Below are 18,320 nucleotides of genomic sequence, written 5' to 3' on the forward strand. Positions count from 1 at the left end.
AGGGCCGACAGATCCCGTTGAGGACCCTGAGTCAGTCAGGCGGTGGGTCAGACCTCGCCGGGGAACGCTCACGTACATCCTCACTGTCAGGCGGCTGTCAGGCCGGGGTGGGCGTGGCGGTGGTGTGCTTCGCGCGGCAGGCCTTGTCCTCGTCGCACCACTTCTGCGGGTCGTGGCCTGCGGCCTCGGCGGCGTCCCAGGCCCATTCGCCGATCGCGCCGTCGTCGAGCTGTTCGGCGGTTTCGGCGACCACGGCGGCGGCGAGGTGCGGGTCGGCAGTGCGCAGGGCGTCGAGGTAGCGGTAGGCGGCCCAGGCCATGACTCCTGCGGTGGCGTGCGCGGCGAACAGTTCGTCGGCGCGTTCCGCCTCGATCATGTGCTGCGTGGAGCGGAGTACCTGCTTGAGGAGTTCCTCGGTGGCGTCGCCAACGGTGCCGGGCGCTTCGTGGTGGGACCGGGGCGGGGTGGGGAGAGCGGCGTTCGGGGTGATTGCCGGGCTGGTCGTGAGGGTGTCGTGCCAGGCCGCGCGGACGTCGTCGAGGGTGATCAGGGTGTCGCTGTCGTGGCGGGCGCGGCAGGGCATCTGGGCGCCGAGGAAGTCCTCACCGGCCACGAGCAGCGGCTGCCGGTCGCCGGTGGTGCGGACGCGGACCACGGTGTCGGCGTTCTTCCACCGGGCTTGCAGCTGGGTGTCGAGCGCCGGGAACACCGGCGCGGTGTCGGCGCCGGTTTCGGGGGTCTGCTCGCTGATGCCGCGCAGCAGTCCGCGCCAGTCGATGAACTCGGCGTCGGGGTTGACTGCGATGTTGATCTCGCCGCTGGTGCTGGTGAACCGGAGCCGGTCGCCGTCCGGTGCCACGGTGACCGGGTCGTGGGAGGGCACGGTGTTGATCCACTCGCGCAGGGCGGGCAGGGCGGCGGTGGGCAGAGTGCGCGCGAACGGGACAATCGCGTTGGTGTCGGTGTCGTCTTGGTGCTCGTTGCCCGGGCTGTGGTGGCGGTAGCGGGCGGCGGCGATGGTGTACCGGTCGGTCGCGGCCGCGTACAGGAACGTGGCGTCGGCCTCCAGGCGGATGCCGTGCAGGGCGGGCGTCCGGTCGTCGTCGTCGACGTGGTCGACGGTCCGGGAGATGAGCCGGCCGAGCTGGTGCGCGTTGATGGTGACGGACACGAAGGACTCCTTGGCGGGAAGTGGTCATGCAGGCCGGTCGGCCTGTCCGGCCCTCGCCCGCACGGGGCGGGCGAGAGCCAGGCAGGGCGGCGGGTCAGCGCTTTTGGAGCGGGTGCACGTTGTCCGGGGCGTCTTCGGCGGGCGGGGCGGCCGGGGTGGGGACGTGGACCTGGGGGCGGATCTCGATGGCGGGGGCCGCGTTGTGGATGAACAGCGAGGGGCGCAGGGTCAGTCCGCGCAGCGCGACTGCGGAGGCGGCGGTCCATGCGAGGACGGCGAGCCCGGTGGTGATGGTGCGGCCGTCGGCGGGCGTGGTGCTGTAGACCATGGCGATGCTGGCGGTGCCCCACGCGGTCCAGGTGAGGCGGGCGCCGCTGCTGCGGAGGAAGCCGCCGACAAGTCCGAAGAGGCCGACCAGTTGCCAGACGGTGTAGACAGTGGAGGCGCTGATCGGGAGCGAGGCGGAGTGGGCGGCGATGTAGGAGCGGATCGGCTGGTCGACCACGGCGAACACGCTGTTGGAAGTGTCGGCGCCAACCTGGACGCGCGGTACGACGGTCAGGAGGCGGTGCGTCCTGTCGGCCAGGGCGTCGGTCGCACCGTCGAGCAGGATGATGGCCGCGCAGATTCCGGCGAGTCCGAGTGCTGCCTTCACCCAGTTCGCCATGCCGTGCCAGCCGAGCGCGGGGGCTCGGCGCAGGTCCTCCCAGTGGTCGTGGAGGAACCCGCCTGTCTCCCACGCGTGGTCCCACCATTCGCGGACAGCGGCGAGCTGCGGCCGCTTCTCCTCAAGCGCGGGCGGGGGCGGGACGTTGAGGTCCTGGTCCTGGTCGTGGTGGTGAGCCGGGCGCTCCTGGCGCTGGCCGGGGATGTTCGGGGTGCGGTCGCTGTGGTCAGCCACGGTGATGCTGCTTCCTGTTTGGTTGGTGACGGCCGGGCGGCCTGGCCCGCACCCGACCGTGTGGTGGTTCGGGTGCGAGGCAGGTGGTCCGGATCAGATGCCGCGGGCGCCGGCGAGGTCTGCGGCCTGGCCGAGCATCCGCACGGGGACGTGTCCGTCAGTTCCGCGGAAGGAGTCGTTGAAGGAGGGGACGGATTCGAAGCGGTCTCCGAACTGGTTACGGATCGCGTCCAGCAGCACCGCCATGGCGTTCATCTCCAGGCGCAGGTCGTGGTTGGCCTCGGTGCGGACCGCGCCGAACAGGCAGAGGGCGCCGTCCTCGTTCTGGAAGGTTCCGGCGCACCATCCGTTGGTGAGGATGCGCTGGTGCGCTCGTTGGAGCAGAGCTGTTACGGGTGTGGGGGAGGGGGCTGGGGGCTGGAGGGTCGGGGTGAGGGGAAGGGAGATCAGGTTGTTCAGGTCGACGGGTGTGGTGGGGATGTGGGCGGTGTTGACCTCGTGGGCGACGGCCGCTTCCTCCAGCCGGAGGGTCATCGCCGTGTTGGTGAACGCCAGGCGTTCCTCGAGGGACAGGGCCGGTGGCGTAGTGGTTGGGGTGGGGGAGAGCGTGGTGTGAGGCATCGGGGCTCCAGGCAGGACCCGTCAGCGGGCGCCACCGAAGGGGGATGTCAGTGGCGCCGGTTGACGGGCGCGGAGGGGTGACGTGGGTGGCCGGGGCTGTGTGTAACTCGCCTGCCTGGTGGCTCTGTTGCCGTCAGGCGCGCAGGGCGGGCAGCCTGTGCGGATACAGGCCGGACAGGGGAGAGGCCAGGATGGACTTCGTATTCGTGTGTGGCTGGTGTGGCGAGGAATGCGTGGTGTTCTGCGCCCGGGCGGGGTTCTGGGGGAATCGGTTCGAGGATCCCGAGGAGTTCGACTGCTGGGCCTGCGGGGGTACTAGCACGACTCCGTACAGCCCGTGGACGCCCGCGGACTGATTTACAGGCTGGAGAGCACTCCGGCGATCGAGGCGATGCCGGTGTTGATCGCTGGGGCGAGGCCGGTGGTGGCGAGGGTGAAGCCGAACAGGCTGCAGGCCAGCATGGAGCCGAAGCGGACGTGGCCGCCCTTGAGCAGGACGAACACGATGATGCCCAGCAGCACGGCGGCGGAGATGGACAGGGCCACGGCGGGGTCCTCCTTGATGAGGTCGGGTGGGGGCCGGCCGTGCTCGGGCAGGCCGGCCCCCACCGGTGACGGGGTTGGGAAGCGAGAGAGTCAGACGTTGTTGAGGCTCTTGATGGCCTCCAGCGCCTGGCGGGGCGAGGTGATCTGGGCCTCGCGGCTGCTGCCGGACTTCGGCCCGCGCTTGCCGCCACCGCCCTTGCCGCCACCGCCGCCGCGACGGCGGGAGCTGCCGTCGTCGTCGCCGTCGTCGTCCTTGGGCTCGGGCCAGAACTCGCCGGGACGCACGGGCTCGTTCCAGTCGAACCACAGGCCGCGCTTGGTCAGCTCGCTGACCTCGTGGTCGGTGAGGCGGTTGACCTCGTCGGGGAACAGGTCGGCGAGGTCGGTGTCGAAGTCCGCGTAGAGCGAGCGCATGAGGACCGCGCGGCCGTTGTCGAGGACTATGACTGCGACGCCGCCGGTGGAGACGCCGTTCTCGGGGTCGGCCTCGCCCTTCATGGCCCGCTCGATCGCGGAGCCTTCGTTGCGGGAGTAGCGGGCCGGGATGGTCGGCACGTCGTAGGCGTTCTCCATCGTGCCCTCCGCCGCCTTGCGGGTGGCGCCGGGGCTGCCCATGTTGAAGATGGTCGGCCGGCTGTTCTGCCGCAGGTTGTCCTTCATCTCGGTGGAGAACCCGTTGTGCGCGAACGGCGACTGACCGGCCGGGTTGAAGCCGATCCCGTACTTCAGGCCGGTGACCGTGAGATCGTCCCCGTCTTTCTGGATGAACTCCCCGAAGTCCCCGTCCTGGGCCGCGGTCATGAACTCGTCCGCGTACACGTTCAGCTGCCGGTAGGGGCAGCGCGGGTCGCCGGGCTTGTAGTCGTGCGGCTGGCCGTCGTGCGGCCAGGGCATGTCCGCCCTGATCTCGCACAGGGCCTTCGCCGCGCGCAGGGAGCGGGCCATCCACAGTGCGTTGGAGCCCTGCCGGTCGATGTACCGGCCGAGGACGGTGGTCTTCTCGTCCTTGCGGACGGTGGAGAGCCACACCACCTGGCCGTCCAGGGACTGGGCGGCCATGTTGATCGCGAAGAACTGGGTCTTGCCCGACCGGGACACCCCGAGGATCAGGCCGTGGGCCGCGGCGTTCTTGTCGTACTGGAACACCATGTTCTTCACCGGCTGGCCGGTGATGGTGAACCCGCACACGTACATGCCCTTGGCGTCCGGGGTGAGCAGTTCGCGGGTGGCGGGGAAGATCGCGGACAGCGGGGGCTTGTCGAAGGCGCTGATGAGGAACTCGGTGCCGTCGATCAGGACGAACACGCAGGAGTCGTCCTCGGGCAGGGACAGGCCGCGGCAGACCTTCGCCAGGTCGATGCGCGGGGAGGTCGTGGCGTCGGCCATCTTCGCCCGGTAGAAGGTGACCCCGCGTACGGCGTCGCGGGTCTTGTGGACCAGCTCGGAGCCGGGGGCGCCGCCCTTGGGCGAGCCGACCTTGTCCGTCCAGCGCTCCTGGTCGGTGGGGGCCTTGCGGCGGCGCTGGTTGGCGTCGGGGGTGAGGTGGGCCTCCATCCAGCCAGGCCCACCCTGCCGTCCGGGCTGGATCGCCACCGGGGAGAGGGACACATCGCTCTCGTCGATGAAGAACGCGGCGGCGACGGCGGCCTCGGTAAGGCCGGTGATGGGCCGTCCGGTCTCCGAGGCGCGCAGCAGGAGCGTGCAGTCGTTGCGCATCGCAGGGTGCCGGGTGGCGCTGACGATGTGGGTGCGGGCGGGCATCCCCGCGCGCTCCCACAGCATCCGCGCGTCGCGGGTCACCAGGTCGGCTCCGTCGTCCGGCACCGCAGCGGGCTCCGGGGCTTCGGCGGGCACCATCTGCGCGGCCGGAGCGGCGAGGGCGGGGCGGTGGCGGCGGCGGGCGTGCCGGGAGAACGGCATCACCAGGTAGCCGGCCGCCGCCCATCCGGCGGCGAGCAGCCCGTCCATCCACCACGGGCCCCAGCCCGTGGTGGTCTTGGCGGTGACGTCGATGGCGGCGGCCAGGACCAGCGGACTCCAGCGCAGGATCTTGCGCCCGGCGCCGTGCTCATCGTCGCTCTTGGCGGCCAGGATCCAGCCGCCGATCCCGGCGGCGCCGGCCAGTTGCACGATCTGGTTGACGGGGCTGTCGGGGTAGACGTTGGGGGCCACGGCCAGCACGGGCGCGGCGAGGGTGTAGGCGAGACGTTCGAGCACGACACTGCGCGGCGTGGACACCGGTGTCACTCCATTCGGAAGCGGGCACGGGCGGCCCCGCTGGTGCGGGGCCGCCCGTGGCAGGGGGAGGGGTGAGGGGGTCAGCGGGTGAAGAAGGCCGGCTTGGGTGTCTTCTCCGACCGGTTGGACCGGATGTCGTCCAGCGTCTGGTAGAGCTTGGCGTGGAGTCGCTTGGCCTGGTACGTCTCGGTGGCGACCTCGCGGGCGCTGTCCCCGAGGTCCTTGACCGAGTTGGCGGCGGCGCCCAGCGCGTCGGCGACCTGGTCGGTCAGAACGACGAACTTCGAGTCCAGGTCCGCGTTGTCGATGGCGATGGCGGTGCCCCTGGCCCGTGCGGCGTTGACCCTCATGTCCCGGCGCAGCGCCTCCAGGTCGTCGGCGAGGGAATCCAGCGCTCTGCCGAACTTGCGGAGTTTGGCCTGGACGGCCTTGTAGCGGTTTTCGCCGCTGGCCGGGACGGGCGCCCTGCTGCCCTGTCGTACGAGATCACTCATGAGCGGTTTCTCCGGATCAGTCGTGGTGGGCGGCCGCGGAGGTGTACTGCAGGCCTACGTCTTCCTTGGCAGCCATGTCCTCGCCGTAGACGCGGGCGACTTGGGTGGCCGCGAGCCTGGCGGCCTCCTTGGCGAGACCGCAGTCCGCCGCGCAGCGTCGGGCCTGGAGTTTCATGCGGCCCGCGGAGTCGGCCAGGTCGGCGATCTTGTCGGTGACGCGGGTGTCGATGTTGTGGTCGTCGACCAGGTCGGCGGCCATGTCCCGCAGGGCGTCGGCGATCTTGCCGAGTGTCTCCGCGAGGGCTTCGGCCCGTTCCTGGTGCGACGCGGCCGCGATGGCGATGTTCGCCATCGTCACCAGGTACTCGTCGAACGTGATGTCCGTACGGTGCTGGGCGGCCAACCCGCCCTGTCCGGACGGCTTGCTGACCGATGCGCTGCTCACGCTGCTCCCTTCCGTGCTGGTGGGCCGGCTGGTGCCGGGCCGTGCGGTGTGTTTCTCCGGGGCGGGCGGCAGGCCCTTGACGCCGGTCGTCATCGCGGCCGGGCCGTCGGGGACGATGTCCGCGTCGACGATGTCGTCGCTGGCGGCCTTGCTGTCGGGGCGCGGCGGGCGGGTGGGGTGATCGGGCCACTCCACCGTCGGGGTGGGCTCCGGTCCGAACCGGCCGTCCGAGGAGTCCCCGGACCGGCCGCGCCGACCGGTGCGACCCGTACGTCCGGCCCGCCCGGCGCCGCGCCTCGTGCGGCGGGTGCGGCCCCGTCGTCCGGCCCGGCCCGAACCGCCGGCGCGACGGCGGAACCGGCGGCGCTTCTTCGAGCCGCCAGACGCCCCGTCAGCGGCCTTGTCGTCCTTGCTGGACTCATCGGCCGTCGGGGTGTCCTTCCCGGCACTGGAGGCCCCGTCAGGGGCTTCCTTGGCGGCCTTGTCGTCCTTGCCGTCGGTGCCCTTTCCCTTGGCGTCCTTGTCCTTGGTCAGGTTCACCTTCTCCGTGGCGGCCGTCTTGGCGTCCTTCGCGTCGGCGGCGGCCTTCGCTTCGGCGCGGCGCTTGTCGAAGCGGCGCTGGGCTTCCTCGCCGACGGCCTGGCCCAAGGTGGTGCGGCCCGTGTCGGCCGACGTCGCGGCTTCCCGCTTCGCCTTCCGTGCCGCCTCCCGCTCCGCCTTCTTCGCCCGGCGGTCCTGCCATTCCTGCTGCCGGTTGGCGCGGGCCTGGTCGCGGTTCTTGCTCCGGTCGGCGATGCCGGCGCTGTGTCCGGCGCTGCGCCGCTCCTGCCGTCCGGCCTGGCGGGTCGCAGCGCGATCGGCGCGGCCGCGGGCCCGCTCGGCACGGGCGTTGGACGCCTGGCCGTGCTGCGCCCGGCCGCCGCCGTCGCCCTTCGAGCTGTTGCCCTTGCCGGAGCCGCCAGGGCCGCTGTGGGAGCCCTTCGAGCCCCCTCCCGGCCCGGAGCGACCGGCGCCGCCTGAACGGTGGCCAGAGGACCGGTCAGGGCCCTTGCCGCCGCCCTTGCCGCCGCCGACCGCCCCGGACCCCGAACGCCCGGCGGTCCCGCCGGAGTTGGAACCGCGCGAGCCCGGCCCCTTCGAGCCGGACCCCTTCGAGCCGGGCCCCGAACTGTTGCGGGGTCCGCCTCCGCCGCCGCCGCGCGTGGACCCGCCGCCGCTCGCCTTCGAGCGGCCCTTGTCCGCTCCCAGCCCGGAGCTGGAGGACTTCATGCGGTCGGCATCCGCCTTTCCGCGGGCCGCCGCCTTGTCGCCCTTCGCCTTCATCATCGCGGTGTGGAGCTTTCCGTTCTGCTCCATCATCGCGACTTCCTGCGCGGTGCGACCCTCCAGCAGTGCAGCCTTCCGTGCTATTTCAGCCTCACGGAAAGGCGCTTCGCTTTCGTGGTTGTACCGCGCCATTTCCAAGCGCAGTTCCAGCCAGTCACCGAGACGGTCGGCAAGAGAACGAGGCTGGACGTATTCGCCTTCCTCGTATTCACCGTCATCTTCTCCAATTTCCGGCGGGGAAATTCCCTCGGAACGCAATGCCGTTGCCGGGTCCGGCGCGGCCGGAGTCATCGGCAACTGCATCGTCGTCTCTTCCGGCGACTCCGGGGGCGCGGCAGGAATGTCCTCCGGCGGCGGAATGGTGTCGCCGTAATCCGCGATCGGCGGCGGCACGTATGAGGACTCGCCGCGCCAGGGGCCGCGGACCAGGATCCCGTTCGGGTCATCCACGTCGGACACGGAGCACCTCCTTCCAGGGGGTTGACAGCGGGTGGGGTCTCGTGTGCACGCGTGTGCACGTGCACGTGTGCACGCATTACGCGAGACGAAGGCCCCGCCGGAGTGCAGCGGGGCCTTCATTGGTGGGTGCTCAGCTGCGCGGCGGGTGCTTGGTCACGACCTGCTCCGCGTACTGCAGCAGGTCGTTCCAGATCCGCTCGTCGCCCTCCACCCGCTGGTCCAGCGCCGCGATGAACAGGCGGCAGACCAACGCGAATCCGGAGTAGACGCCCGGCCTGTTCGCCTTGACGTCCTTGGCCATTCGGGATCGTGCCAGGCGGAGCCAGAATTCCATCTGCCCCGCCTCGCCGCGAGATTCGCGGGCTTTCCTCGCCTCTTCCTTCAGCCAGTTCTGACGCTGCTCTGCGGAGCGTTCAGCGCTACTGAGGGGGCGGTTCACGCCGACTCCCTGTCACCCAGGTCGTAAATCGACGTGGGACCACCATACCCGGAATTCTGACCCTGTCCACCCTGCTGCGGCGGACTCTGCGGAGCAGCCTGGAGCGGCGGTGCATTCTTCCGCCTCTTTTCCAGCTCCTTTTCCTTCCTTTTCGTGGCCGTATTCGCAACCGCCTCGTCGTGAGCCCGGCGCTTGAATGCGCTCTTTTCCAGGCCCTTGGTGACACCCTCGACGTGCTTGAGGACGTCCTTGAGGGCCCGTTCCACGGGCTGGGCGCGCATCCAGGCGTCGAACCAGCGGTCGCCCTCGACGTGGGTGTCGCGGCAGTGGACGCGGGTCTCCAGGGCCAGGGCCTCCAGGTTCCTGCCGATGTCCAGCAGGACCCGCTGAACATCCGCCAGGTACCGGGCGGTCGCCTCCGGGTTCTGCGCCACATCGCGCAGGGGTGCGTGATTCGGGTCGTTGCTGTGCATGCGGAAGACCTCCAGGTCTCGGGGTTGGGGCAGGAGAGAAGTCCTTGGTCCCCGAGGCTGTTGCGCGGGGTGGGGTGGTACTCGATTCGTACCTGGCCCGCTGTCCCCGCTCGGGGCGCGGTGCGGGCGAGCGGCCTGCTGGCCGTGGCCGCCACCGGTCCGCGCTCGGGTGTGAGCGGGGCCGGTGGCGACCATGGCCAGCAGGTCAGCGCCGCTTTCGCGGCAACAGACGGGGGTGGCACCACCAGCAGCCCGACCCGTGGTCGTACAGGCTGCGGGAGTGGGCCAGCAGGAACGGCGTGGCCAGCATCGTGGCGAGGGCGATCAGGCTGAGGATCACGCCGATCGCGTACTCCAGATTGCTCATGTCGAGTTCCTCTCAACTCAATGGACGTTCCGTCATTGCTCGGGAAGGGGCGGGCGAGCGGCCTGACGCTCGCGCTCACACACCGGTCCGCGCTCGGGGTGCGAGCGCGGGCCGGTGGCGACCGTGAGCGTCAGGTGGTGAGCGCCTCGCGCTCACCAGGCGCTCACCTATGCGCCCGGTGTGGCCTCTTCGACCTGAGCGCGCAGGCGCTGGGCGGTCGGGCGGGAGACCGGGGTGTCGGACAGACCCGCGTCGGTGAGCGCGTCGCGGATCTCCTTCCACTCGGGGCGGCGCCCGAGCTCGGTGTAGAGGAGACGGATGCGAGCGTGGCGGCGCTCGGTGAGCGCGTCACTCTCGCTGCGCGTACGAGCGCTCTCCGCTCGGTGAGCGTCGTCGTCCTCCGTGTCGCGCTCGCCCTCGTGAGCGCCGGAGGTGAGCGCCGGGCGCTCACGCTCACCGCGCGTCTCCTCAGAGGCGAGCGCGCTCATGTCCGGGCGAGCGTGCTCGCTCTCCTCCACCCGTTCGACGGTGAGCGCGTCCTCAGGGGTGAGCGTGTCGGCGAGCGCGGCGGGCGCCTCACCGAGCTTGAGCGTCATCCGCTTGTCCAGCGGAGCCTTCCAGCGCCACAGCCAACCGAACTCTTCCTTGAGCTGCGCTCGCAGGTACGTCTGCTCCTGGAGGCGGGTGAGCGCCTCCTCGTAGGAGGTGATCTCCCACAGGATCATCCGGCGGCGAAGCCGGGCAGTCGGGATCGGGGCGAGGATCCAGCGGCTGCGGCGCACCGTCTCCATGCGCTTCTTGCCGGTGACGGCGCCGATCCGCGTGCCGTACACGTGCGAGGCGATCTCGGAGAAGATCACCCAGAGCAGCGTGAGGGCTGCGTGCCCGATGCGGCCGCCGGCGGTGTGCGACGCCTGCCAGTTCAGGTAGACCGTCACCGCTGTCAGCGCGCGGGGCACCCAGCGGATCCAGCGGAGCTCCATGCCCATCCGGATGAGGATGAGGTTGGCGCCGGTGAACGCCGGGATGGCGACGTCGATGCCGACGGGGAGCAGCCACGGCCAGTCCCAGCCCCACGTCGCGGCCTTGGTCTCCAGCGCGGTGTAGGAGGAGAGCAGCCCGAGGGTGGAGACCGTCGCGGCCGCCAGGACGATCCCGACGACCAGCACCAGCTCCTGGCCGGACAGCGGCGGCACCCCGCCGGCGGGCCGGGCGTCATCGCGGGCCTTGCGCCGCTTGGCGCGCAACTCGGTCCGGATCTCCCGGCGCCGCGCCCGCCGGACGGTGCGCTGCGTCGCCGCTTCCAGGACCCGGTCCGCTTCGGCCAGGGCCTGGGCGGCGGCGGCCTGGTCGGCCGTGGTCTTCGCCGCTGCCTCCCGGGCCGTCTCCGCGTCCGTCTCGGCCTGCTCGCGCAGCCGGGCAACGTCCCTGTCGGCGGCTGCCCGCAGCTCCTCAACGGAGGTACGTGCGTCGGCCAGGGCGCGGTCGGCGTCGGCACGAAGGCCGGCGGCCACCTTCTCGGCCCCGGCCCGGACCTGCACGGCCTGGCCGTCCGCGCTCTCGCGCAGCCGGTCGGCCTCGCCCCGCGCCCGCTCCAGCACCTGTTCGGCGTCGGTGGTGGCCCGGGTGCGGGTCTCAACCGCGGTGCGCTCCGCGCCGGCCAGCAGCTCGGTGCGCACGTTCTCCGCGTCGGCGAGGACCTTCGCGGTGGCCTGCGCGGCCTCGGTGCGAACCTGCTCCGCCTGCGCGGCCGCCGTGTCGGTGACCTCCTGCGCCTGGCGGCCCGCGTCGGCGAGCAGCTGCTCGACAGTCACCTTGGCGTCGGCAAGGACCTTCTCGGCCTCACCGGCCGCGGTCGCCGCGACGGTGTCGGCCTGACGGCGCGCGTCGGCGAGCAGCTGCTCCGCCGTCGCTTCGGCGGAGGCGCGGACCTGGTCGGCGTCGGCGGCCGCCGTGGTGGCGGCCTCCGTACGGACCCGGTCGGCTTCCTTCATCACGTCGGCGATGATCTGCGCCTGCTCAGCGTTGACCGCCTCGGTGATCGAGGCGGCCTCCGTACGGGCGCCGTCCAGCAGTTCGGCGGCGAGCGCCTGGCCGTCGGCGACGATACGGGCCGCGTCATCGGCGGCCAGGTCCCGGATGTCGGCGGCGCGGTCGGCGGCGTCAGCCACGACCGGGTCGGCCTCCGGGTGCACCACCGGCACGGTGGTCTCGGGGGCGGCGGCCTGGGCGGGAATGGAGGCCGGCGTCGCAGGGGCCTTGGCGCGCCCGGCGCGGGGCTTCGTGTTCACCGCGGGATGGCGCCTGCGGCGGGTGGCGGTCTTGGGGGCCACGGGTGTCCTCTCTCTTCCGGGCGCCTCCCTACAGAAGGGGCACCGTGGAACTACGGCGGTGGGTAGGGTTGCGACCAGGCCCTCCGAGGCCCCGGCAGCTTGAATGCCGGGGACTCGGAGGGCCGTTGTGCTGGGCCGGGGCCTGGTGGTCAGGCGGCCGGGGCCGGGTCGCCGTAGGTGCGGGCGAACGTCGCGGCAGCCGCGAGCAGCCCGAAGACTTCCTCGACCGTGCGGGCGGGGTGCTGGTCCCAGTCGCTGTAGTCGGCGTAGGGCGCGCCGGTCAGGGCCCGGATGAGCAGGCTGAAAATCTCGCGCAATGCCGCCCGGGTGTCGGTGCTGAAGCGGTGGCCGGGGTCAGTTGTCACTGCATGGGCCATCGCGTGGCTGATGCTGCGCCCGGCCGTGAAGGTGGGGTTCCAGCCCGCGGTGCGCAGGATGGTGGTGGTGGCCTCCGCGTGGGCGGCGATCTGTTCGCCGGTGAGCGGCATGCCGCTGTTGCCCCAGCGCAGCCAGTCGGTGTAGCCGTCGGTCAGTTCCCAGGCGCGCTCGATCAGCGAGGCCGGGGTGCTGGACGGCATGGAGGCCGCGATCGTGCCGGCGACGAATACCTCGATGTCCCGGATGAACTCCCGTCCGGTCGCCTCGAGGTCCTGGTTGTGGTTCAGTCCGCGGTTGAGCTCGAACATGTTGTTCCTTTCGGTCTGGGTCTTCCGGGCTTTCCGGCTCCCCGTCAGCGGGGAAGTTCAGGGCGGCGGGACGTGGTCGCGTCCTGCTGGGTGAGCCAGGCGATGGCGGCTGCGGTCATGGCGTCGGCCGCGCCGTGGGGGTTGAGCGGGGCGGTGTCGATGTCGCGCATCGCGTCGACGGACGGCAGGAGCCGCATGTACTCCGGGTTCGCGAAGAAGATCGGGCTGCCCGACGGCAGCGGCACCAGGTCGTAGGTGTCACCCAGGCAGACCCGGTCGACGCGGCAGACGAAGGTGTGGCCGGCCTGCCCGGTCCAGAACATTTCCGGGTCGCGGTACAGGACGAACTGGCCCCGATGGAACTTGATCGCGGGGGTGGTGCTCTGGGCGCTGTCGCGCACGGCAACTCCTTGGCGGGTCAGATGGTCCGGACTGTCCGGCTCCCCGCCGCCCTGCCCGTGCCGTCGAACGAGACGGCGCGGGCAGGGGGAGGCAGTCGGCAGGCCAGCGCATCAGCGGATCCAGCGGCCGTCCTTGATGACCTGGCGGCCGTCCTTGAGCGTGAGGTCGGTGATGAAGGACGACATGGTGGTGCCGTCCATGGCGCGGCGGGTGTAGTCGGTGGCCCACACGTCTTCGCCATCCCGGGTTCCGAAGAGGCGGACCTCAGTGGCGTAGGCGGGTTCCAGGGCGGTCGCCGCGCTCTCGGCCCGGGACTCGCTGGGCAGCACAAGCGTTCCGCAGTTGTCGTTGAGGCCGATCAGGAAGAGGTCGTGCAGTTCGAAGCCGCGCACGTCGAGGATGCTCAGAATCGGCTCGGTCGAGCCGTGGGTGAAGACTGTGCTCGGGTGGGACTTCACCCAGCGGCTCTCACCGAACTTGCGCATGTCGAAGGCCATCGGGAACTCCTGTTTCGTCGTGTGGTCCGGACTGTCCGGCTCCCCGTCACCGCCCGACCCGCCCGACCCGGCCGCCACGGTGGTGGACGGCTGGTGCGGGCGGATCAGGCAGCCGTCAGGCAGCGGCGCGGCCGGCGAGCAAGGCAACCGTCTGCAGGTGGTCGCGCTGCTCCTTGATCGCTGCGGCCGTCTGCCTGACGAGCGGGGTTCCGCGGTAGTCGGGGTAGTCACCGGCGTAGCCGATGACCCAGCCGGTGGGGTCGAGACCGGCGCGCGCGTACGCCTCGTGGCGGGGGATGTGGTTGCCGAGGAACTTCTCGTTGACCGCGACGATGGCGGCGGCCTGCTCGTCCCACGCTCGTGCGGCCTCCAGCGCCTGGTCTTGCGCGGTGACCAGCGCGGACACTGCGGCGTGCCAGTGGGTGTCCGCGGTGGTGGCCAGGGCCGCGAAGGACTCGTCCATGCGCGTGCGGGCCTGAAGGGAATCGCTCCAGGCACGGGTGGCGGTGGGGCGCAGGGCGGCGAGTGCGCGGACGTATCCAGCGTCGTACCAGAGGCTGTGGGCCTCGCGGTACTCCTCCTCCAGCAGGTCGCGGGCGGCGTCGGTCAGGCGGGTATCGGTCCGCACCTCGCGGGGCAGGACGGGCTCCTTCTCCAACCCGGTGAACGCGGCGAAGGTGAAGAACACCGTGTTGTACTCGGTCTTGTCCACGCTCTGGAAGTGGAGGTGGTGGTAGGCGGCGGCCTGCTCGGCGGTCTGCTGCACGTCGTAAAGGCTGATCATGATCGGGGCCTCCATGGATTTCCGTGGGTTGTCCGGGCTGTCCGGCTCCCAGTCACCGCCCGTACCGGGCCGCCGTGGGTGCGGCGGCCGGTGCGGGCGGATCAGGCAACTTGCAGACCAGGTCAGCGGCGACCGATCGGCTTGCCGGACTCGATGTACTTCTTCGCGCGCTGCATCTCGTCGACGGTGAGGGTCTGGTTGATCAGGGACCGGGTGTCGGCATCGGCCGGGGCGACCATGGCGGCGGCCACGGCGATCGCGGCGCATTCCCGGTCGGACTTCTTCTTCCCGAACATGTGGATCTCCTTTGGATACGGGTGGGTGTGGCTGCCCGTCGGGCGGGCAACCGGCCGGGGAAAGGAGCACGGGATGGGCCGCGAAGTCGTGGCCCATCCCGCGTCACGGACGGCGCGGGCCGGAGCCGCGCAAGCACAGGTGTCAGCTGTGCCGGACTCTCACTTGCCGTTGAGTCCGAGCACCGACTCGGCGTGTCGCCGCAGGGCTTCTTCGGCCTGCTGGCGGGCTTCCTCCGCCTTGGCCGCGGCCTCGGCGGCCGCGGCCGCGGCCGCCTGCTGGTCCTCGAGGGCGCTCATGCGGCGTACCCCCCAACCTGCTCGCTCGCCTTGAAGACAATGTCGGCGGTGGTCATGCGCAGGGCGGGCTGGCGGTCGTACGCGCCGGGGACCATGTCGGCGTAGGTCCGGCGGGCGCGGCGGCCGCCCATCCGGGCCCGGTCGTCACCGTCGACGACGAGGCGACGGACAAGCCGGTGGAAACTGGTGTCGGTCTCGTCGCGTTCGTAGCCGCTGCCGTTGTGTCCGCTGCTGTCGTCCTCGCGCCGGATGTCGTCACCAATGACTCCGGCACGCGGGGGAGTTGCCATAATGCTCATGCGGATCAGATCTCCTTGCTCGGAGGATCCGTGCTGGCCCCCGGCACATGTGGCGTTCCAGCGCCGTGTCGGGGGTCGCCCCGTTTGGGGCGGCGCACGTTGGGGGTCTCCTGTAGCCCCACGCCGACACCAGCCCGCGAACCGGCGGGCTGGGGACGACGTGCAGAACAGGAGCAGGTCAGGCTGCGGCCGGCAGGCTGTAGTCCTCGCATGCGAAGTCGAAGTCGTCGGTGACGTCAGCACCGGCCGCGTCGTAGACCGCGATGTTCCAGGCCTCGCCCCGGTCGGCAGCGCGCATGGTCATCGCCCCGATCCGCTCCACGACGTCGCGCCGCAGGCCTGTCTTGGTGACCGGTCCGGCGTCCGTGGTGTAGGCGAGCGTGTACCGCTCGCTGCGGGCTGCGGCGGTGAGCTCCAGGAGGTGCTGCCAGTCGGCCGCGGCGGCGATGGCGAGGCGGCCGGGCTGGCGAATCTCGCGGTCGACCGCCAGTTCCTGACCGGTACGGCCGCCGCGGACCAGATCGTCGCTCGCCCGGTCACCGGCCCCGTCGCGCAGCGCGAGCTCCTCGCAGGCCGGCCTGACAGGGCAACCTGCACACAGCTTCTGGGCGGCCGCCTGCTGCGCCGCCCAAATCGCGGGCGGCAGCCAGTCGTTGCGGTTGAACAAGGCGTTCCGGCCACCGCAGCGGGCGCCGGCGTCGACGGCGACCTGGAGCACGGGGCGGCGAGCGAGACGGGCGGCCTCGGGGCTAATCCGGTTGAGCGTCATAACGATTCCTTCCGTGGCGGGCTGGTGTGCGGGCAGCGTGATGAGCCCCCAGGCCGGAGTGCCTGGGGGCTCTGTGGTGGTTCTGACTGGTCGTACGAGCGGCTACCGGCGGTGCCGTTCGAGCTGCTCCTTCCTCGTCGCCAGGAGCGTGACCGCACTCATGAGGTCGGCACGCTCCCAGTCGGTGAGCTGCGGCGCGTCGGCCTTGTGAGGGTTGAGGGTCTGGATGAGCGCGGCCAGGGCGTCGTCGGTCCGCTGGAGATCGGCGTCGCCCACCTTCTTGGCGTGCTGGTCCCACTGCTGCTCGTGCAGCAGGCGCAGCCCCCATGCGCGCTGGTCGGCCCACTCCTCCTGCTGCGTCTGCCTCTGGCGGCGGAGGGGTGCGGTCCGCTGGGTGTGGGCAGCGAGCTGGGCGAGCCGGCGGCCATCGGCGCAACGGGACTCTGCGAGGGCACAGGTGGTGCAGCTCGTAATGTGCGAGTGGACGAGCTTCGGCGCGGCTTCGGCGATGCGGCGGGCACCCGCGCACCGTGACTTCGCGGGGGCGCAGGTGGTGCAGGCCGCGAGGTGCGCGCTGAGGAGCTTCGGCGCGGTCTCGGTGATGCGACGGGCATCGGCGCACCGTGACTTCGCGGGGGCGCAGGTGGTGCAGGCCGAGACGTGCGCGCTGAGGAGCTTCGGTGCGGCTGCGGCGAGACGGCGGCCGTCCGCGCAGCGGGGTGTGGTGGCGGAGCAGGTCGTGCAGCCCTTGACGTGGATCTCGTTCATCCTGCGTGCCGTCTTGTCGTCGACGAGGCCGCCGACGATTTGCATGACAGCCGGGGTGGGGCCCGCCTGGGGCTTGCGGGCGACGCGGTCGGCGCGGCGTCCGTTGGTTTCCGCGATGCCCTCTTCAAGGCGCCGGCGCCACTTCTCCTCGTCGACGTTGATGACGACTAGGCGGTGGCTGCCGGGGCAGCGGACCGGGTCCTCGGTGCCGGCGGTCTCCGTGTGGTGCGGGACGAGCTTGGCCGTGGCCCGCTCTGTCGCGGCGACGCGGATCGGGACCCAGGTCCGGCAGCTCGGGCAGACCAGCGAGATGCAGGCGGGGTCGAGGTCGTACTCGTGCGGCTGCAGGGTGGAGACGACGAGGGGGTCGAGGTGGCTGATCGTGCGGGACCGCGTCCGGCGCTTGCGCTGACGGCTGACAATCTCGACCTCAAGGAGGGCTGTGGTCATGGGGAATCTCCTCACGGACAGGCGGGGCGGATGATGCGTCGCGGGTGCTCTCTCGGCCCGTCAGGCCACGCCGGTAGGTTCCCGGACGGTCCTGACGGACTGACAGCGCATTCGCGCTGCGACGGTGCACGCAGCAGGCATGGGCCCGGAGGAGTTAGTTGCCTCAGACTCCGGGGCCACCGAAGTGGCGATCCGCTGCGATGGTGCGGTTGTGCGGTTGTGCGGTGGTGGGGACCGGTGGGGGCTTTTGCCGACCGCCTCACCTTATCGACATGCATAACTTAGCTGATACAGTTCGGGGTGTGTCAAGTGGTTCATTGATTAAGCTATGGAAGCTAGCTAAGCGAAGGAGGTCGACCTACCATGTCGCTCGTGAGCAACAACGAGGCCGTGCAGCCATACCAGCGAATCGTTCAGGACGTCCGCGACAAGATCCGCTCCGGTCGACTGACAACCGGGACGAAGCTGCCGAGTACGCGAGAGCTGGCCGACCGGTACGGCGTTGCGCCAGGCACCGTCCAGCGGGCTCTTTCCGAGCTGCGAACGGCTGGGCTGATCTACTCCCATCAAGGTCGGGGGTCCTACGTGAGCGAAACCGCAGGTGAGGCCGACCGGGACCCAGCCGGACTCGCTATCAAGGCGCTTGAGGCCCAAGTGGCGGAGCTCTCCGCCCGCCTGGACAACGTAGAGAGACGCATTGATGGTTGATCTTCCTCCGATCACCGTCGTTCTCATCTGTAGCGTCCTTTCGCCAGCTTCTGGTTCGTTCCACTGACTGTTCTATTGCTCCTCGCCCTCATCCCGGGAGGGGAACAACGGGGCCCAGCAAGGTGGCTCCATAGGCCCCATCTGAGAGAGGGTGAGGCCACCGCAACACCCGCAAATCGACAAAGAGTTATGGAAGAGGAAGGGGCAGCATGGGGCAGCAGCCGAAGGAGCTGACACCGGACGCCGGCCCCTGGCACCGATGGGGATACGAACTCCGGGAGACCCGCACCGAACGCCGCCTTTCTCAGCAGGACCTCGCCCAGACTGTGCTGTGCGACAAGGCTCACCTGGGCCGATTCGAGCGCGCGGAGCGGCCCGTACCGCGCGCCATTGCCGTCGCGGTCGACAACGCGCTCAATGCGGGCGGCGCGTTAGTCCGCGGCTGGGATCGTGCCAACCGTGAGCAGCCCAGTGAGACGCCTCCGCATGGACTAGTACGAGGCCATGGGGCCAACCTCTTGGTTCATGGGGCCAGGCAACCGTCGGACCTG

The 18,320-nt window shown here is 70.8% G+C and carries 21 protein-coding genes and 1 pseudogene; 2 read left to right on the top strand and 20 right to left on the bottom strand.

What is annotated here, in order from left to right:
* Positions 1–97 precede the first annotated feature (97 nt).
* From ACF08M_RS35095 to ACF08M_RS35190, 20 genes are all read right to left on the bottom strand, one after another.
* Positions 98–1,171, bottom strand: a complete 1,074-nt coding sequence (locus ACF08M_RS35095) for a hypothetical protein (RefSeq protein ID WP_392189329.1) — start codon at positions 1,169–1,171, stop codon at positions 98–100.
* A 94-nt stretch (positions 1,172–1,265) separates the two neighbouring features.
* A complete protein-coding gene (locus ACF08M_RS35100; protein ID WP_392189330.1) occupies positions 1,266–2,072 on the bottom strand; it encodes a hypothetical protein in 807 nt (268 codons plus the stop codon).
* A gap of 93 nt (positions 2,073–2,165) precedes the next feature.
* Positions 2,166–2,693, bottom strand: coding sequence for a hypothetical protein (locus tag ACF08M_RS35105; protein ID WP_392189331.1), 528 nt, complete (start codon positions 2,691–2,693; stop codon positions 2,166–2,168).
* Positions 2,694–3,050: 357 nt separating this feature from the next.
* Positions 3,051–3,239: a hypothetical protein gene (locus ACF08M_RS35110; RefSeq protein WP_392189332.1), complete on the bottom strand. Its 189-nt coding sequence runs from the start codon at positions 3,237–3,239 to the stop codon at positions 3,051–3,053.
* A 90-nt stretch (positions 3,240–3,329) separates the two neighbouring features.
* Positions 3,330–5,477 (bottom strand): chromosome segregation protein ParM, encoded by a 2,148-nt coding sequence (locus ACF08M_RS35115; RefSeq protein ID WP_392189333.1) that lies wholly within the window; start codon positions 5,475–5,477, stop codon positions 3,330–3,332.
* An 80-nt stretch (positions 5,478–5,557) separates the two neighbouring features.
* On the bottom strand, positions 5,558–5,971 hold the full coding sequence (locus ACF08M_RS35120) for a conjugal transfer protein TraB (protein WP_392189334.1): 414 nt from the start codon (positions 5,969–5,971) through the stop codon (positions 5,558–5,560).
* A gap of 16 nt (positions 5,972–5,987) precedes the next feature.
* Positions 5,988–8,201 carry an ATP/GTP-binding protein gene (locus ACF08M_RS35125; protein ID WP_392189335.1) on the bottom strand — a complete coding sequence of 738 codons (2,214 nt, stop codon included), beginning with the start codon at positions 8,199–8,201 and terminating at the stop codon, positions 5,988–5,990.
* Positions 8,202–8,331: 130 nt separating this feature from the next.
* The gene (locus ACF08M_RS35130; RefSeq protein ID WP_392189336.1) at positions 8,332–8,640 is read right to left on the bottom strand and encodes a hypothetical protein; all 309 of its coding nucleotides are present in this window, start codon (positions 8,638–8,640) and stop codon (positions 8,332–8,334) included.
* Positions 8,637–9,113, bottom strand: coding sequence for a hypothetical protein (locus tag ACF08M_RS35135; RefSeq protein WP_392189337.1), 477 nt, complete (start codon positions 9,111–9,113; stop codon positions 8,637–8,639). Before ACF08M_RS35135 ends, ACF08M_RS35130 begins: the two co-directional genes overlap by 4 nt.
* A 205-nt stretch (positions 9,114–9,318) precedes the next feature.
* Positions 9,319–9,480, bottom strand: a complete 162-nt coding sequence (locus ACF08M_RS35140; protein ID WP_392189338.1) for a hypothetical protein — start codon at positions 9,478–9,480, stop codon at positions 9,319–9,321.
* 167 nt (positions 9,481–9,647) lie between these two features.
* Positions 9,648–11,813, bottom strand: coding sequence for a DUF2637 domain-containing protein (locus ACF08M_RS35145; RefSeq protein WP_392189339.1), 2,166 nt, complete (start codon positions 11,811–11,813; stop codon positions 9,648–9,650).
* 149 nt (positions 11,814–11,962) lie between these two features.
* Complete coding sequence (locus tag ACF08M_RS35150; RefSeq protein WP_392189340.1) at positions 11,963–12,499, bottom strand: hypothetical protein; 537 nt, start codon at positions 12,497–12,499, stop codon at positions 11,963–11,965.
* A 44-nt stretch (positions 12,500–12,543) separates the two neighbouring features.
* On the bottom strand, positions 12,544–12,900 hold the full coding sequence (locus ACF08M_RS35155) for a hypothetical protein (protein ID WP_392189341.1): 357 nt from the start codon (positions 12,898–12,900) through the stop codon (positions 12,544–12,546).
* Positions 12,901–13,011: 111 nt separating this feature from the next.
* Complete coding sequence (locus ACF08M_RS35160; RefSeq protein WP_392189342.1) at positions 13,012–13,398, bottom strand: hypothetical protein; 387 nt, start codon at positions 13,396–13,398, stop codon at positions 13,012–13,014.
* 115 nt (positions 13,399–13,513) lie between these two features.
* Entirely contained in the window at positions 13,514–14,182 is a 669-nt protein-coding gene (locus ACF08M_RS35165) for a hypothetical protein (protein WP_392189343.1), read from the bottom strand.
* A gap of 122 nt (positions 14,183–14,304) precedes the next feature.
* Positions 14,305–14,478, bottom strand: coding sequence for a hypothetical protein (locus tag ACF08M_RS35170; protein WP_392189344.1), 174 nt, complete (start codon positions 14,476–14,478; stop codon positions 14,305–14,307).
* A 159-nt stretch (positions 14,479–14,637) separates the two neighbouring features.
* Positions 14,638–14,775 carry a hypothetical protein gene (locus ACF08M_RS35175; RefSeq protein ID WP_392189345.1) on the bottom strand — a complete coding sequence of 46 codons (138 nt, stop codon included), beginning with the start codon at positions 14,773–14,775 and terminating at the stop codon, positions 14,638–14,640.
* Positions 14,772–15,074, bottom strand: a complete 303-nt coding sequence (locus ACF08M_RS35180) for a hypothetical protein (RefSeq protein WP_392189346.1) — start codon at positions 15,072–15,074, stop codon at positions 14,772–14,774. The genes ACF08M_RS35175 and ACF08M_RS35180 overlap by 4 nt, the downstream gene beginning before the upstream one ends.
* 178 nt (positions 15,075–15,252) lie before the next feature.
* Positions 15,253–15,843 (bottom strand): WhiB family transcriptional regulator, encoded by a 591-nt coding sequence (locus ACF08M_RS35185; RefSeq protein ID WP_392189347.1) that lies wholly within the window; start codon positions 15,841–15,843, stop codon positions 15,253–15,255.
* A gap of 102 nt (positions 15,844–15,945) precedes the next feature.
* Positions 15,946–17,061: a hypothetical protein gene (locus tag ACF08M_RS35190; RefSeq protein ID WP_392189348.1), complete on the bottom strand. Its 1,116-nt coding sequence runs from the start codon at positions 17,059–17,061 to the stop codon at positions 15,946–15,948.
* A 372-nt stretch (positions 17,062–17,433) separates the two neighbouring features.
* Between ACF08M_RS35190 and ACF08M_RS35195 the strand changes: the two genes are divergently transcribed.
* Both ACF08M_RS35195 and ACF08M_RS35200 read left to right on the top strand, forming a co-directional pair.
* Positions 17,434–17,769: a GntR family transcriptional regulator gene (locus tag ACF08M_RS35195; RefSeq protein ID WP_392189349.1), complete on the top strand. Its 336-nt coding sequence runs from the start codon at positions 17,434–17,436 to the stop codon at positions 17,767–17,769.
* Between the two features lie 209 nt (positions 17,770–17,978).
* Positions 17,979–18,197 (top strand): annotated as a pseudogene (locus ACF08M_RS35200) (helix-turn-helix domain-containing protein); the annotation flags it as partial.
* Between the last annotated feature and the right edge of the window lie 123 nt (positions 18,198–18,320).

Source organism: Streptomyces sp. NPDC015032, assembly GCF_043080425.1.
Lineage (GTDB): Bacteria > Actinomycetota > Actinomycetes > Streptomycetales > Streptomycetaceae > Streptomyces.

Bases quoted from the DNA above. Each gene is read 5' to 3' on its own strand.
- ACF08M_RS35105 (WP_392189331.1), bottom strand. From the start codon at position 2,693: ATGCCTCACACCACGCTCTCCCCCACCCCAACCACTACGCCACCGGCC.
- ACF08M_RS35120 (WP_392189334.1), bottom strand. From the start codon at position 5,971: ATGAGTGATCTCGTACGACAGGGCAGCAGGGCGCCCGTCCCGGCCAGC.
- ACF08M_RS35135 (WP_392189337.1), bottom strand. From the start codon at position 9,113: ATGCACAGCAACGACCCGAATCACGCACCCCTGCGCGATGTGGCGCAG.
- ACF08M_RS35140 (WP_392189338.1), bottom strand. From the start codon at position 9,480: ATGAGCAATCTGGAGTACGCGATCGGCGTGATCCTCAGCCTGATCGCC.
- ACF08M_RS35150 (WP_392189340.1), bottom strand. From the start codon at position 12,499: ATGTTCGAGCTCAACCGCGGACTGAACCACAACCAGGACCTCGAGGCG.
- ACF08M_RS35160 (WP_392189342.1), bottom strand. From the start codon at position 13,398: ATGGCCTTCGACATGCGCAAGTTCGGTGAGAGCCGCTGGGTGAAGTCC.
- ACF08M_RS35165 (WP_392189343.1), bottom strand. From the start codon at position 14,182: ATGATCAGCCTTTACGACGTGCAGCAGACCGCCGAGCAGGCCGCCGCC.
- ACF08M_RS35170 (WP_392189344.1), bottom strand. From the start codon at position 14,478: ATGTTCGGGAAGAAGAAGTCCGACCGGGAATGCGCCGCGATCGCCGTG.
- ACF08M_RS35175 (WP_392189345.1), bottom strand. From the start codon at position 14,775: ATGAGCGCCCTCGAGGACCAGCAGGCGGCCGCGGCCGCGGCCGCCGAG.
- ACF08M_RS35180 (WP_392189346.1), bottom strand. From the start codon at position 15,074: ATGAGCATTATGGCAACTCCCCCGCGTGCCGGAGTCATTGGTGACGAC.
- ACF08M_RS35185 (WP_392189347.1), bottom strand. From the start codon at position 15,843: ATGACGCTCAACCGGATTAGCCCCGAGGCCGCCCGTCTCGCTCGCCGC.
- ACF08M_RS35190 (WP_392189348.1), bottom strand. From the start codon at position 17,061: ATGACCACAGCCCTCCTTGAGGTCGAGATTGTCAGCCGTCAGCGCAAG.